The organism is Paenibacillus algorifonticola, assembly GCF_000971975.1.
In the GTDB taxonomy this organism is placed as follows: domain Bacteria; phylum Bacillota; class Bacilli; order Paenibacillales; family Paenibacillaceae; genus Pristimantibacillus; species Pristimantibacillus algorifonticola.
The window spans coordinates 236-16089 of the sequence record NZ_KQ040786.1; the positions used below are offsets into that span (position 1 = coordinate 236).

The window sequence follows — 15854 nt, forward strand, 5'->3', positions numbered from 1 at the left end:
TAGCAGCTGGAACGATCGTAAAAGTCTACGATTTGGAAACAGCAGGCAAAGTGCTGGGCACAGCAACGGTAGCTGCAGGTAAAAAGGAAGCGATCGTATCGATTGCCCAAGTTGGCACAGCCGAAACAAAAGTGTATGTAAGTGCAACGGAAGCAGGCAAGCTGGAAAGTGATCGTTTGGAAGTAACGGTAGCAGCGGAAGCGAAAACTGCGAAAGTAGCGGCATCGGATGTAGTAGCCGTGAACAACGTAGGTAAAGCAGATACACTGACCGTAACGGCAGCGGCTGGAACGATTGTAAAAGTCTACGATTTGGAAACAGCAGGGAAAGTGCTGGCAACAGCAACGGTAGCGGCAGGTAAGACCGAAGCGATTGTATCTATAGCTCAACTCGGCGCAGCCGAAACAAAAGTGTATGTAAGTGCAACGGAAGCAGGCAAGCTGGAAAGTGATCGTTTGGAAGTAACGGTAGCAGCGGAAGCGAAAACTGCGAAAGTAGCGGCATCGGATGTAGTAGCCGTGAACAACGTAGGTAAAGCAGATACACTGACCGTAACGGCAGCGGCTGGAACGATCGTAAAAGTCTACGATTTGGAAACAGCAGGGAAAGTGCTGGCAACAGCAACAGTAGCGGCAGGTAAAACGGAAGCAGTTGTATCGATTGCCCAAGTTGGCACAGGCGAAACAAAAGTCTATGTAAGTGCAACGGAAGCAGGCAAGCAAGAAAGTGATCGTCTGGAAGTAACGGTAGCAGCGGAAGCGAAAACTGCGAAAGTAGCGGCATCGGATGTAGTAGCCGTGAACAATGCAGGCAGCGCGGATACCTTCACGGTAAAAGCGGCAGTTGGAACGATCGTAAAAGTCTACGATTTGGAAACAGCAGGCAAAGTATTGGGCACAGCAACAGTGGCTGCAGGTAAAACGGAAGCGGTCGTATCGATTGCCCAAGTTGGCACAGCCGAAACAAAAGTTTACGTGAGTGCAACCGAGACAGGCAAGCTGGAAAGCGACCGTCTGGAAGTGACACTAGCGGCAGAAGGCAAGACTGATAAAGTAGCAACAGGGAATATTACGGTAGCGAACAATGTGGGTAAAGCAGATACGATTACAGTTCCAGCAGCAGTTGGTGCAGTTGTAAAAGTATATGATGCTGCTACAGCTGGTAAACTTTTAGGCTCTGCAGCGGTAGCTACTGGCAAAACAGAAGGAATCGTTTCTATCAGTCAATTAGGTGTGGATGCGACAAAAGTTTATGTATCTGTAACGGAAACCGGTAAACAGGAAAGCGAACGTGAGGAAGTGGCGGTAGCAGCAGAAGCTGTAACAATAGCTCCAGCAGAAAGTGCAATTACAATTGTAAATAATGCTGGCAAAGCAGATACTATTACCGTTACAGATGTCGTTGCAGGTGATATCGTTAAAATCTTTAGAACGGGTACGACTACGGTTATCGGTTCTGCTATAATTGCAGCTGGTAAATTAGAAGCAACTATCTCGATTGCTCAATTGGGCGTGGACGCTTCCAGCGTAGATGTGACGATCACAAGCAAAGACAAACGGGAAAGTACAAAAACAACAAAATCGTATGATGCAGAAGCTTAAGCAATAAATAGCTAAAGAAAAACCACCTTCCTGAAAATGGAAGGTGGTTTTTCTCATTTATAACAGGTTCATGTTATTATGAACTTCATATTGGGTCATTTATAACCGATAAATGAACTATAGCTTAAAATCGAACGATGTCCCGAAGAAGTAAGACTTAGGAGGAACACATGAGTAAATATGGAAAAGTACTAGTGACTGGAGCAGATGGATTTATTGGCTCCCATTTAACAGAGACGCTTGTTCGTCAAGGATACGATGTGCGAGCTTTTACATTGTATAATTCGTTCAATACTTGGGGCTGGCTGGATGAATGTGCAGAAGACGTTCGTGGACAATTTGAGGTTTTTGCAGGGGATATCCGTGATGCATATGGGGTTCGGGAGGCATTGAAAGGTTGTGATGCTGTACTGCATTTGGCTGCTCTTATTGCCATACCCTACTCGTATCATTCCCCAGACACTTACGTAGATACCAATATCAAAGGAACATTGAATGTATTGCAAGCTGCACGTGAATTAAAGCTTTCTAAAGTAATACATACGTCTACAAGCGAGGTTTATGGAACTGCGCGCTTTGTTCCTATTACGGAAGAGCATCCATTGACTGGACAATCGCCATATTCCGCTACAAAAATTGGTGCCGATCAAATGGCTATGTCATTTTATCGTTCCTTTGAAACGCCGGTTGGCATTATCAGACCTTTTAATACATATGGACCGCGTCAATCAGCAAGGGCAGTTATACCGACCATCATTACGCAAATTGCAGCAGGTCAAGAGAAAATAAAGCTGGGAACTATTCATCCTACAAGGGATTTTAACTATGTTGCCGATACAGTGAACGGCTTTATAGCAATGCTGGAGTCGGATAAATGTATTGGAGAAGAGATTAATATTGGAAGCAACTATGAAATATCTATTGGTGACACGGCTAAGATCATCGGTGAAGTGATGAATAAAAACATTGAAATCGTGAGTGACGAAATACGTCTGCGTCCAGAAAAAAGCGAAGTGGAACGCCTATGGGCAGATAACTCGAAAGCAAAACGGTTATTACAGTGGCAGCCAGAATACGCTGGATTAGAGGGATTTAGGCGAGGACTTGGGGAAACGATTGAATGGTTCACAAAACCAGGCGCCCTAAGCAAATACAAAGCCGGACAATACAATGTATAGCTGACATTATGGAGGCTTTAGTTATGAAAACAGGAATTTTAGCCAAGCAAATAGTAGAGTCTTTGAAGCAGGCTTTACCCAATCGTCAGGCTTTTACAGCGCTGCACGAGCCCGTTTTTCAAGGAAACGAATGGGACTATATAAAAGAGTGTCTGGATACCGGCTGGGTGTCTTCAGTAGGGAAGTTTGTTGATCGTTTTGAACGAGATATTGCGGCTTATACCGATTCACCTTATGCCATAGCTGTTGTGAATGGTACAGCGGCGCTGCATATTAGTTTGCTGCTTGCAGGTGTTGAGAAAGACGATGAGGTTCTTATACCCTCTCTAACTTTTGTGGCCACAGCAAATGCTATATCTTATTGCCAGGCCGTCCCCCATTTTGTTGATGCTGCAAGAGATACATTTGGTGTAGACCCCATTAAATTGGACGAATACTTACAGGATATAGCAGAAATTCGTGCGGACGGTTTTACTTATAACCGGAAGACACAAAGAAGAATTACGGCTGTTGTTCCGATGCATGCGTTTGGACATCCTGTAGATCTAGATACGTTAATGGGTGTATGCGAACGTTACCGTCTGGTTCTAGTGGAGGATGCTGCAGAATCACTTGGTTCGTATTATAAGGGGAAGCATACAGGTACTTACGGCAAATTAGCAGCTTTAAGCTTCAACGGCAATAAGATAATTACGACAGGCGGGGGCGGCATCATTTTGACGGCTGACGAGGGGCTTGCCAAACAGGCAAAGCATCTTACAACTACGGCAAAAACTCCGCATCGATGGGCTTTTCAGCATGATCAAGTGGGTTACAACTATCGTCTTCCCAATTTAAATGCAGCGTTAGGCTGTGCTCAACTTGAGAAGCTCCCGCATATTTTGAAGAAAAAAAGACAGCTGGCTGAGCATTACAAAGCGGTTTTTTCACAGCTAGAGGGTGCGGCTTTTGTCGAAGAAAAGGAAGAAGGAGCTTGCAACTACTGGCTTAATACGTTATTGCTGGATCAGCCAGATGAGCTTGTTCGCGATCAGATTTTGGAGTTCACAAACGATGCTGGATTTATGACGCGTCCCATTTGGACACCGATGCATCGTCTTCCTATGTATAGTCATTGTCCTCAAATGGATATGACAGTAACGGAAGAGTTGGAGCATCGTGTTATCAACATTCCAAGCGGTTCTTCTTTGTTCAGTGACATAGTAAGCGAAGAGGTAACCAGATGAGGAAAATATGCGTAGTTACTGGTTCTCGAGCTGATTATGGGCTGTTGTATCCTCTGTTAAAGGAAATTAAAGCAGATAATGAGCTGGTTTTACAAATAGCTGTCACCGGCATGCATCTTTCTCAAGAGTATGGACTTACCTATCAAGAAATTGTAAGCGATGGTTTTATCATTGATGAAAAGATAGATATGCTGCTTGCAAGTGATACGCAGGCAGGAATTACCAAATCCATGGGTATGGGCTTAATTGGGTTTGCTGATGCTTATCAACGACTTAAGCCTGACATTGTAGTGGTACTAGGTGATCGCTATGAAATTATGATTGCTGTACAAGCGGCCATGATGGCTAATATACCAATTGCCCATTTGCATGGAGGCGAAAGTACCGAAGGAATGGTTGATGAGGCAATCAGGCACTCGATATCAAAAATGGCACATTTGCACTTTGCATCAACAGAAAAATATCGCAAGCGCATCATTCAACTCGGGGAGAATCCCGCCAAAGTATTTAATGTTGGAGCCATCGGTTTAGACAATATCCGTGATTTGGATTTGCTTTCTAAAGAAGAGTTCGAACAATCTATCGGCTTCAAATTGTGGGCGGTTACCTTTTTAGTTACTTATCATCCATTAACGCTTGCCCATCGAAGCTCGGAGGAGCTGACGAACGAGTTGCTTGCAGCGTTGGATCAATTTCCACAGGCTGGCATCATTTTCACGAAACCAAACTCAGATACGGATGGACGAATCATTTCAAGAATGATAGACGATTATGTGAAAAAGAATGCTGAGCGAAGTGTTTCCTTTGAATCACTCGGAAAGCTGAGGTATCTAAGTGCCTTACAGCATGTGGATGTTGTAATTGGTAATTCATCCAGTGGCATTATCGAAGTGCCTATGTTCAAAAAACCAACGGTTGACATTGGAATTCGTCAGCAAGGCAGAATAAAGGGAACGACGGTTATCCAGACAGGTGAGACGAGGGAACCTATTATTCAGGCGATTAATCAGGCAATGGATAAAACATTCCTCCAATCATTGGTGGAAGGCTCCTCTTCTTTGTATGGAAATGGTGGTACTGCCGTTAAAATCAAGGAACAGTTAAAACGGACGGACTTAACTGGCATTTTGAGTAAAAGGTTTTATGATATTGCGGATTCAACGGATTAAGGAGGTTATCAAATGAAAGTATTCATCATAGCTGAGGCTGGCGTTAATCATAACGGCTCGCTGGATCTTGCCAAGCAGCTCGTTCATGCAGCTGCAAATGCTGGGGCGGATGCAGTGAAATTTCAAACCTTTCAAGCCTCCCAACTAGTCAGCAAACACGCTTCGAAAGCGGATTATCAGAAAAAAACGACAGCCTCTGATGAATCACAGTTGGAGATGATAAGCAAGCTGGAGCTTTCTGCCGAAGATCATGAAGAACTACAGAATGAATGTGATAATGCGGGTATTGCGTTTATGTCGACGCCGTTTGATTTTCCAAGTCTGACTTTATTAACAGAAAAAATGAACCTTTCGATACTCAAGATATCGTCTGGAGATTTAACCAATTTGCCTTTACTTTATAAGGCTGGAAAAAGTGGAAGGGATATTATTTTATCAACAGGGATATCTACTTTAGGGGACATTGAGGAGGCGCTTGGCGTCTTGGCTCATGCTTATTTATCAATGACGGAGCCCCCTACTGAAGCCGCTTTTAGAGCAGCCTATTTCTCTGATGCTGGCCAAGCCGTGTTGAAGCAAAAGGTTTCATTGCTGCATTGTACGACGGATTATCCCGCCTCATATGAAGATGTTCACCTGAATAAAATGCTTACGCTGAGGCAGGCTTTTGGTTTGAAAACCGGTTATTCCGATCATACGATTGGAAATGAGGTTTCAGTAGCAGCTGTGGCGCTGGGGGCACAAATTATAGAGAAGCATTTTACATTGGATAAGCAAATGGAAGGGCCGGATCATCAGGCTTCAATGAATCCTAGTGAATTAGTGAGTTTAGTAAAGCAAATTCGAAATGTCGAGCAGGCTATGGGTATTTCCTCCAAAATTCCAGCGGTTTCCGAATTGCGCAATGCTGCACCTGCTCGTAAAAGCATTGTAGCTGCCGTGCCAATTAAAAAAGGAGAGATTCTGCAAGAATTCCATCTTACGTTGAAACGGCCGGGAACGGGTATTTCCCCTTCGAAATACTGGAGTATTTTGGGTAAAGCGGCTGCTGAAGATTATGAAACCGATGATCTAATAGAATGAGGAGCAAATCGTTCATTATTATAGGTGGCAGCGGTCATGCCAAAGTATGTGCAGACCTATTACTTCGGCAAGAGTGCAAAATCTTGGGTTATGTTGATGTGAGCGATCAGGGTCTATTGCTTGGCAGTATTCCCTATTTGGGTGACGATTCAGTCGTGTTTTCTTTCGATCCATCTGAAGTTGCTCTTGTTAACGGAGTAGGAAAACTAGGTAGCTCTTTAAAAAGAAGTGAGCTGTATATAAATTTCACTTCACAAAATTATATATTTGAAACAATCATTCATGATTCTGCCACAGTCTCCTCCTTCGTCGAAATTAAGCCTGGCGCACAAATTATGGCTGGAGCCATCGTCCAAGCAGGTAGTTACCTGGGCGAAAATGTCATTATTAATACAAGGGTAGTAATAGAACATGATTGTAAGGTAGGTGAGCATGCTCACATCTCTCCAGGTGCAATTCTTTGTGGGAATGTAAGTATCGGAGAACATACACATATTGGAGCTGGGGCAACTGTGATTCAAGGTATGTCCGTCGGGAGGCATGCGTTAGTAGGCGCAGGTGCATTAGTACGCAAGCCCGTATTAGATCAAACTACTGTATATGGTGTTCCGGCAGAGGAGGCTCTTCGATGAAACATACAGACCAACTATTTATTTCTCCTAATTCCTCTATACTTGAGGCCATAAAGGTCATTGATCGCGGATCGGTTCAAATCACTCTTGTCGTTGATGAAGATCAACGGTTGTTAGGCACAGTAACAGATGGGGATATCCGTAGAGGGATATTGAAGAATATCGACTTAAATGATGAAGTTCGACAAGTTATGAATACACAGCCCGTCACTTCGCGTGAGGAAGATAGCAAAGAATATATTCTTTCAATTATGCGGCATCATAACTTGAAGCAGATACCTGTGTTGGATAGATTGGGACGAGTTGTTCGGCTGCATTTGCTTGAGGAAATAATCAAACCGGAACGCTGCGATAACTGGGTGGTGCTGATGGCGGGCGGTCTTGGAACAAGACTAGGGGAATTAACAAGGAATTGCCCTAAGCCTTTGCTCCTAGTAGGCAATAAACCTATTTTGGAAGTCATCCTTGAAAACTTTATTGCAAATGGTTTTCATAGATTTATGATATCCGTTAACTATAAAGCAGAAATGATTATGGCTCATTTTGAAGACGGCTCCAAATGGGGAGTTGAAATTGAATATATAAGGGAAGATAAGCGTCTGGGTACTGCGGGTGCTTTGAGTCTGCTCCCATTTGTTCCAGAAGAGCCGCTGCTTATTATGAACGGGGATTTATTGACCAAGGTTAACTTCCGGCAGCTGCTTGATTATCATAATGATTCTGAAGGACCAGCTACTATGTGCGTTAGGGAGTATGAATATCAGGTCCCGTATGGCGTTGTAAAGGTTGAAAATAATAGGCTTCAAAGTATTGAAGAGAAGCCGCTGCAGCGTTATTTTATTAGTGGAGGAATTTATGTCATTTCTCCCGAAGTCTTGCCTTACATACCTAGCGACACTTTTTATGACATGCCAACCCTGTTTGAGAGGCTAATAGAAGAAGGGGCCTCTACCTCGGTGTTTCCGATTAGAGAATACTGGTTGGATATCGGCAGAATGGACGATTTCAATCGGGCAAATGGAGAGTATTCGGAGATATTCAAATGAGGGCCTTAGTCGTGGGGTACGGGTCAATTGGTGAACGTCATACCCGGCTTTTGCAGCAGTTGCAGGTTGAGACGGCTGTTGTCAGCAGTAGAGCAATCGATTTTCCGGTCACTTTTCGGACGTTGGAACAAGCCGTAGCAGAATTTCAGCCCCATTATATTGTTATTGCCAACAAAACGTCAGAGCATTTTGCGTCATTATCTATTTTGGCGATGCTTAAATGGCAGGGCAAGGTGCTTGTGGAAAAGCCGCTGTTTCACACGAATACAGCATTGGAAAAGAAATCGAATTTACAAGTTTATGTAGCGTATAATCTTCGGTTTCACCCTATCCTGCAGCGTTTAAAGTCTGTGCTGGCACAGGAAAAGATATTATCCGTTGCTGCATATGCGGGACAATACTTGCCGGATTGGAGACCGCAGCGGGATTACCGGCTTAGTTATTCCTCTAATAAAGAAGAGGGCGGCGGTGTACTTAGAGATTTAAGCCATGAGCTTGATTATTTGATCTGGTTGTTTGGTCCATGGTCAAGGCTGACCGGTCTTGGCGGGCATTACAGCACTTTAGCAATGACAGGTGATGATATTTGTGGTGTCATGATGGAGACCCAAACAACGCCGCTTGTGACGCTTCAACTGAATTATATGGATAGGCCTGGCCGCCGCGAAGTAGTGGTTGTGACGGATCGTCATACATATAAAGCGGATTTAACGAAAGCATCGCTCGAAAGAGATGGGCAAGTGGAGTATTTTCAGGTGGAGAGAGACTTTACTTATCTTGCACAGCATAAGGCGATCTTGAACGATACGGTTGAGCATGTATGTTCTTATGATGAAGGTTTGCAAACCGTTCAAATGATTAATAGTATCGAGCAAGCTATCGTCAGTAAGGAGTGGGTTTATAATGAGTAGGCTTTGCACCATTTGTGCAAGAGGCGGTTCTAAAGGAGTAGAGAACAAGAACGTTCGAGAAATGCATGGCAAGCCGCTTATCGCGTACAGTATCGAGCAAGCCAAGCTGTCTGGGCTATTTGACTATATTGCTGTGAGCAGCGATTCTGAAGATATTTTGAAAACTGCGCTACAATGGGGAGCGGATTTTGTCATTAATCGTCCATTAGAAATGGCACAGGATACATCGGCTAAAATACCAGCAATTCAACATTGTGTATTACAGGTGGAGGCTGAATTGAAAATCTCGTTTCCGGTTATTGTTGATTTAGATGCAACCTCTCCGCTAAGAACCGTTGATGATTTAATTCAAGCTGTCCGGTTGTTTGAGCAGGAGGATGTATCTAATCTCATCACAGGGATGCCCGCCCGACGTTCGCCCTATTTTAATTTAGTAGAGCAAAATGATGCTGGATTTATTACGCTGTCCAAGCGGCTGAACAATCCAATTGTGAGAAGGCAGGACGCGCCTAAATGCTTCGATATGAATGCATCTATTTATATTTGGAAAAGAGAGAAGCTTATTAACGAACCGGCTGTATTTTATCCTGACACGGTGCTATATGAAATGCCAGAGGAGCGTTCCGTAGATATAGACAGCCCATTGGATTGGATGATAGTAGAGCTGTTAATGAGCGCTAGAAAAGGGGAAGCCAGCTATGATTGAAGCCTTTAGTTTAAAAGGAAAAACCGCATTTGTAACCGGAGCTATGGGGATTATTGGTCAAAAAGTTTGCGCGGGCCTAGCAGAAGCAGGAGCTAATATCGCGGCCGTCGATTTAGATCAAGTGGTTCTGGGTAAATTTGCAGAGCAGCTTCAAGCAAAATATGCTGTAAAGGCCATTGGGATAGCTGGAGATGTATCGAGCCCTGAACAGGTAGTTTCAATGGTCGAGCAAGCTGTAGAAGCACTAGGGGCTATACATATTTTGCATAACAATGCTGCAAGCAAATCTTCCAATCTAGAGGAGTTTTTTGCTCCTTTCGAAGAGTATTCGCTTGAGCAATGGCGTGAAGTGATGTCGGTCAATTTGGATGGCATGTTCCTTGTAGCAAAAGAAGTGGGCAAGCAGATGATCAAGCAAGGAAGTGGAGGAGCCATTATTCAAACAGCCTCTATTTATGGCATTATGGCTCCTGATCATCGCATCTATGAAGGTTCATTTTATATGGGAATGCCAATTACTTCCCCAGCCGTATATGCGGCATCCAAAGGCGGAGTTGTCGCATTAACGCGATATTTGGCTACATATTGGTCGAAACATGGAATTAGGGTGAACACGATTACACCTGGCGGGGTGAATAGCGGCCAAAATGATGAATTTGTTCAAAATTACTCTAATCGCATACCGTTGGGACGGATGGCTGAAGCAGACGAAATGGTCGGTGCAGTTCTTTATCTTGCCTCTGATGCTTCGCGTTATGTTACGGGGCATAACTTAATTGTAGATGGCGGATTGAATGCTTGGTAAGCCTGATATGCATGCAATGTATTCGCTTACAATAAATTGTTTGACAATTCTAATAACGCGGTGTTATAGTCAAATTGTGGGCCAGATGAGTGTGGTCTTTACAGTATTTGAAGATGAAGGGACTGTTTATGCATGCAAGGTAAAGTTAAATGGTTTAACGCGGAGAAGGGTTATGGATTTATCGAGACTGATCAGGGCGGCGACGTATTTGTTCACTTCTCTGCTATCCAAACAGATGGCTTCAAGACTTTAGATGAAGGCCAAGCGGTTGAATTCGACATCGTAGAAGGCGCACGCGGTCCACAAGCTGCTAACGTCACTAAATTGTAATCATCAGGCTGCAATAGCCAGTCTATAGGATTCATTTATATGTAAACTTTAAGCTCCGGGCAACCGGGGCTTTTATTTTTGCTAAAAGTGCCCTTGGATCGCCATGATTTACCCGAATAAACCTCTCGTTCAAACCTTCGACATAAATTATTAGAAAATTCTAAATAAATAGAAAATAGTTTTACTGTACCTCCCTTACTATGTTATAATAAGAACATGTAAAGGAGGCATGCCCCATGGAATACATCATTCGAGGTCAACATTTACAAGTGACAGATGCACTCAAGGAATATGTCGAGAAGAAGCTCGGCCGCTTAGAGAAGTATTTTGAAGCCCCTACCTCCGAAACAACCGTAACTTTATCGGTAACGAAAGGCATACACGCTGTCGAGGTCACGATTCCGATTGCCCGCAACTTTTTGAGAGCAGAGGAGAAAAGTGCCGACATGTACGCCTCTATTGATACAGTTGTGGATAAACTGGAAAGACAAATTCGCAAGCACAAAACGAAAGTCAACCGTAGATTCCGCCATGATAGCGGTGTGAAATCGCTATTCAGGGAAGAAGGCTCCGCCGTAGGCGTTCTCGAGCATGAGGAAGAGGATTTTGAAGTTGTCAGAACGAAGAAATTCCTGCTCAAGCCGATGGATGTGGAGGAGGCCATTTTGCAAATGAACATGGTCGGCCATAACTTTTTCGTATTCGCCAATAGCATCAATGAAGAGGTGAACGTCGTATACAAACGCGATGATGGGACATATGGACTAATTGAACAAGGCTAATAGAAGGCCAGTCGTACTTATACATTTATTGCAAATTCAAGCCTTTCCTCCTGCGGGAGGGAGGGCTTTTTCATTTTTTTGAAATATAGGAAAGGATATGATTTTCCCACCCTTTCTCTATATTTCTCGGAATGAAACGCGCTGCGCCGTCAAAGGACGGCGACAGCCGTTTCACCTTGAAATATAAGACTTTATAAGTTTTACACTTATAAATGGGCTTATATTCCACCCTCGAAACGGCAGCTTAGCTGCCAGAGGACGGCTTCAGCCGTTTACGCTTGACATGGTGCATTTATCCATAGGAGAGAGGGGCGTCTTTTAATAGGAAGTCGTTTTGATTTCGCCCTCTGCGCGATGTATAATTAACTCAGTTGAAAACGTAGGCGGTACGCCTTTTTTCCTTTTGGTAAAAATGGTTATATTCTTACCTGAAAATAATGGTGATGCGTTGCGGTGCATCCTGCAAACTGTTACAATTTAAGGCAAACAAGCGTAAGGTGAAAGGGGAAGCCCCATGCTCGGATTAGTGAAAAAAATATTTGGTGATGCGAACGAGCGCGAGGTTAAGCGCCTCACGCGTAAAGTAGAAGAAATTAATGCGCTGGAGTCAACCATCTCGGCTTTGTCCGATGAGGAGCTCGCAGCTAAAACGGTACAATTCAGAGCTCGCCTCGCTAAAGGGGAGACGATTGATCAAATATTGCCAGAGGCTTTTGCGGTTACGCGTGAAGCTTCGAAGCGTACGCTCGGCATGCGTCATTTTGATGTGCAACTGATGGGCGGTATCGTTCTCCATGAGGGCAAAATCGCTGAGATGAGAACCGGTGAAGGTAAAACACTCGTGGCGACACTGCCTGTGTATTTGAACGCGCTGCTGGAGAAAGGCGTACATGTCGTAACGGTCAATGATTATTTGGCTTCTCGTGACAGCCAGCTAATGGCTCAGCTTTACAATTTCCTCGGCATGACGGTCGGCTGCAACTTGAACGGCTTGTCGCATGAGGAGAAGCAAAGCGCCTATGCTTGCGATATTACGTACGGTACGAACAATGAGTTTGGCTTTGATTACTTGCGCGACAACATGGTTCTCTACAAAGAACAAATGGTTCAGCGCCCGCTTTATTTCTCGATCATTGATGAAGTTGACTCCATCCTTGTCGATGAGGCGCGTACACCGCTTATTATTTCGGGACAAGCTGCCAAGTCGACGGAGCTTTATTACTCAGCAGACCGCTTCCTGAGCCGTTTGAAGGTGGAAGAGGATTACACGATTGATGTGAAGCTGCGCAACGTCATGCTGACGGAAGAAGGCGTGGAGAAGGCTGAGAAGGCGTTCCACATTGAAAATCTTTTTGACCATGAGAATGTGACGCTCAATCACCATATCCAACAGGCGCTTAAAGCCAATGTCATTATGAAGCGCGATGTCGATTATGTCGTTCAAGATGACGAAGTCATCATCGTCGATGAGTTCACTGGACGTCTAATGTCAGGTCGTCGTTACAGCGATGGCTTGCATCAAGCGATTGAAGCGAAGGAGCAGCTCAAAGTACAAAATGAGAGCATGACCTTGGCGACGATTACGTTCCAGAACTATTTCCGGATGTATCGCAAGCTTGCGGGCATGACGGGTACAGCGAAGACGGAGGAAGAAGAATTCAAGCGGATTTACGGACTGGACGTTATTCAAATTCCAACGAACCGCTCCATGATTCGTAAAGACCTCCAAGATGTCGTTTATAAATCGGAAAAAGGCAAGTTTAATGCCGTTGTTGAGGAGATCGTTGCTCGCCACGCGAACAACCAGCCGGTGCTGGTCGGTACGATTTCCATTGAAAATTCCGAGAAGCTGGCAGAAATGCTTAAACGCCGCGGAGTTGGACATAAAGTACTGAATGCGAAGTTCCATGCGGAAGAGGCTGAAATTATTTCCCGTGCCGGTCAAGCGGGATCCGTTACCATTGCAACTAACATGGCAGGACGCGGTACCGACATTATGCTCGGTGAAGGCGTAGCTGATTTTGGCGGCCTTCATATTATTGGTACGGAGCGCCATGAGAGCCGCCGGATCGATAACCAGCTGCGTGGTCGTGCCGGACGTCAAGGCGATCCAGGCTCGTCCCAGTTTTATTTGTCGCTGGAAGATGAACTGATGCGTCGTTTTGGCTCGGATAACATTATGGCAATGATGGATCGTCTCGGTCTGGAAGAGGATCAACCGATCGAGAGCCGGATGATTACCCGTGCCGTAGAATCGGCTCAGAAGCGTGTAGAAGGAAACAACTTCGACCTGCGGAAAGTCGTTCTCCAATATGATGATGTCATGAACCAGCAGCGTGAAGTCATTTACAAGCAGCGTCTGGATGTGCTCACTTCCGATAACATTCGTGAAATCGTCATGGAGATGATTAAAGCGGTAATTGGCCGCACGGTTGAAGCTCACTGTACGGAGGATATTCCGGAAGAGTGGGATTTGGAAGCTATTATCGACTACGTAGATGCCAACCTTCTTAATGAAGGCACCGTCACGAGAGACGACATTTGGGGTAAAGAAATTGAGGAAATTACACAATTTATTTATGACAAAGTCGTTGCTTACTATGATGAGCGTGAAGCTGAGCTTGGCGAAACAACTATGCGTGAATTCGAGAAGGTCGTTTCGCTCCGTGCGGTTGACAGCAAATGGATGGATCACATCGACGCAATGGACCAGCTGCGCCAAGGTATCCACCTTCGGGCGTACGGCGGCACGGATCCGCTTCGCGAGTACCAATTTGAGGGCTTTGAGATGTTCAAGGCGATGATTGATACGATCCAAGAGGAAGTTGCCAAATATATCATGAAGTCGCGCGTAGAAAGCAACCTGGAGCGCCAAGAGGTAGCTCAGGGCCAGACTACGACGAACAGCCCAGGCGAGAGCCAGGAGAAACGTCCGGCGAAGCGTTTGGACCGGGTTGGACGCAATGATGATTGCCCATGCGGCAGCGGCAAGAAATATAAGCAGTGCCACGGTAAATAAGGTGCTGATTCGATAGGCAAGGCTTAACGCGCCAGTGTGCGGAGAAATGCGGCAAAGACTGCAGCGCTTCGCAGCAGGCGCGTTTATGCCATCAGGCAGCATAGCAAATAAAAGCTGGGCAACCAGACAAGATAAGAAATTTGAGGTGAAACGTACGCTATGATAGAACCAACGGTGAAACAAGATTTGCGAGAAATAGCGAAGCGGCTCCAAGATCTCAGGGGGTCTCTTTGACTTAGATCTTAAAAATGAGCTAATCGCAAACTATGAAGAAAAAATGACGGCGCCTGATTTTTGGGACGACAATGACAAGGCGCAAAACGTCATTTCCGAAATGAATGCGGTCAAATCGGTCGTCGATCAATATTTGCGTTTGAACGGCGAGATGGAAGATTTGCAAACGATGCTGGAGCTTGCGGAAGAAGAGCAGGACGAGACGCTTGAGCCTGAGCTGCTGGAAGGAACGTCCCAGCTGCTGCGCAAGCTGAATGATTTTGAGCTGACGCTGCTGCTCAACCAGCCGTATGATAAGCTTAATGCTATCGTTGAGCTGCATCCTGGTGCCGGCGGCACAGAGTCGCAGGACTGGGGCCAAATGCTGTACCGGATGTATACACGCTGGGCGGAGAAAAGCGGCTTCAAGGTGGAACTGCTTGATTATCTTCCAGGTGATGAGGCAGGCATCAAGAGCGTCACGATTTTGGTCAAAGGCTACAACGCCTACGGCTATCTTAAAGCGGAGAAGGGCGTACACCGCCTCGTTCGTATTTCGCCTTTTGATGCATCAGGCCGTCGTCATACGTCCTTCGCATCTTGCGATGTAGTACCGGAAATAACCGATGACATCGAAATCGAAATCCGCAGCGAGGATTTGAAGGTCGATACATATCGTGCGAGCGGGGCGGGCGGACAGCACGTCAACAAGACGGAATCGGCGATTCGTATTACGCATATTCCTTCGGGTATCGTCGTTGCCTGCCAGCAGGAGCGTTCGCAAATCCAGAACCGTGAGCGGGCCATGAATATGCTGCGTTCCAAGCTTTATGAGCGGAGAATCGAAGAGCAGCGGCAGCATCTCGCGGAAATTCGCGGCGAGCAATCGGATATTGCCTGGGGCAGCCAAATTCGCTCCTATGTTTTTCATCCGTACAGCATGGTCAAGGATCATCGCACATCGGTGGAGACAGGCAATGTGGGTGCCGTTATGGATGGCGATCTGAATGCCTTCATTAACGGATATTTGCGCCATCAAATTCGCCACGACTAAACGGCTGGCGATTATGGCGTTCCTATTGGCTAGGCAGAGCAACAGGCAAATGCGGTTATAGGAAATAGGATATGGATGAATACGCATGGATCAAGCCAT

At 45.3% G+C, this 15854-nt stretch carries 13 protein-coding genes and 1 pseudogene; all 14 read left to right on the plus strand.

The window, feature by feature from the left end; genetic code table 11:
• A pseudogene (locus WH37_RS33390) lies at positions 1-1601 on the plus strand (hypothetical protein); the annotation flags it as partial.
• Between the two features lie 170 nt (positions 1602-1771).
• A complete protein-coding gene (locus WH37_RS06145) occupies positions 1772-2779 on the plus strand; it encodes an NAD-dependent 4,6-dehydratase LegB (protein WP_046229703.1) in 1008 nt (335 codons plus the stop codon).
• A gap of 23 nt (positions 2780-2802) precedes the next feature.
• Complete coding sequence (locus WH37_RS06150; RefSeq protein WP_046229704.1) at positions 2803-4005, plus strand: LegC family aminotransferase; 1203 nt, start codon at positions 2803-2805, stop codon at positions 4003-4005.
• Positions 4002-5174, plus strand: a complete 1173-nt coding sequence (gene neuC / locus WH37_RS06155) for a UDP-N-acetylglucosamine 2-epimerase (protein WP_046229705.1) — start codon at positions 4002-4004, stop codon at positions 5172-5174. Before WH37_RS06150 ends, neuC begins: the two co-directional genes overlap by 4 nt.
• 12 nt (positions 5175-5186) lie before the next feature.
• Positions 5187-6257 carry an N-acetylneuraminate synthase gene (gene neuB, locus WH37_RS06160; RefSeq protein ID WP_046229706.1) on the plus strand — a complete coding sequence of 357 codons (1071 nt, stop codon included), beginning with the start codon at positions 5187-5189 and terminating at the stop codon, positions 6255-6257.
• Complete coding sequence (locus tag WH37_RS06165; protein ID WP_046229707.1) at positions 6254-6889, plus strand: acetyltransferase; 636 nt, start codon at positions 6254-6256, stop codon at positions 6887-6889. The genes neuB and WH37_RS06165 overlap by 4 nt, the downstream gene beginning before the upstream one ends.
• Positions 6886-7935 carry a nucleotidyltransferase family protein gene (locus WH37_RS06170; protein WP_046229708.1) on the plus strand — a complete coding sequence of 350 codons (1050 nt, stop codon included), beginning with the start codon at positions 6886-6888 and terminating at the stop codon, positions 7933-7935. The genes WH37_RS06165 and WH37_RS06170 overlap by 4 nt, the downstream gene beginning before the upstream one ends.
• Before the next feature lie 11 nt (positions 7936-7946).
• The gene (locus WH37_RS06175) at positions 7947-8846 is read left to right on the plus strand and encodes a Gfo/Idh/MocA family protein (protein WP_197091347.1); all 900 of its coding nucleotides are present in this window, start codon (positions 7947-7949) and stop codon (positions 8844-8846) included.
• Complete coding sequence (locus WH37_RS06180) at positions 8839-9552, plus strand: acylneuraminate cytidylyltransferase family protein (RefSeq protein WP_046229710.1); 714 nt, start codon at positions 8839-8841, stop codon at positions 9550-9552. The genes WH37_RS06175 and WH37_RS06180 overlap by 8 nt, the downstream gene beginning before the upstream one ends.
• Positions 9545-10357, plus strand: coding sequence for an SDR family oxidoreductase (locus tag WH37_RS06185; protein WP_046229711.1), 813 nt, complete (start codon positions 9545-9547; stop codon positions 10355-10357). Before WH37_RS06180 ends, WH37_RS06185 begins: the two co-directional genes overlap by 8 nt.
• Before the next feature lie 132 nt (positions 10358-10489).
• Entirely contained in the window at positions 10490-10687 is a 198-nt protein-coding gene (locus WH37_RS06190) for a cold shock domain-containing protein (RefSeq protein WP_046229712.1), read from the plus strand.
• Between the two features lie 236 nt (positions 10688-10923).
• Positions 10924-11469, plus strand: a complete 546-nt coding sequence (gene hpf / locus WH37_RS06195; RefSeq protein ID WP_046229713.1) for a ribosome hibernation-promoting factor, HPF/YfiA family — start codon at positions 10924-10926, stop codon at positions 11467-11469.
• 514 nt (positions 11470-11983) lie between these two features.
• Entirely contained in the window at positions 11984-14488 is a 2505-nt protein-coding gene (gene secA, locus WH37_RS06200) for a preprotein translocase subunit SecA (protein WP_046229714.1), read from the plus strand.
• Between the two features lie 159 nt (positions 14489-14647).
• Positions 14648-15755, plus strand: a protein-coding gene (gene prfB, locus WH37_RS06205; protein ID WP_143088734.1) for a peptide chain release factor 2 whose coding sequence is annotated in 2 segments (ribosomal slippage) — positions 14648-14719 and positions 14721-15755 — 1107 coding nt in all. Because the reading frame shifts where the segments join, the coding sequence is not laid out codon by codon here.
• Positions 15756-15854 lie beyond the last annotated feature (99 nt).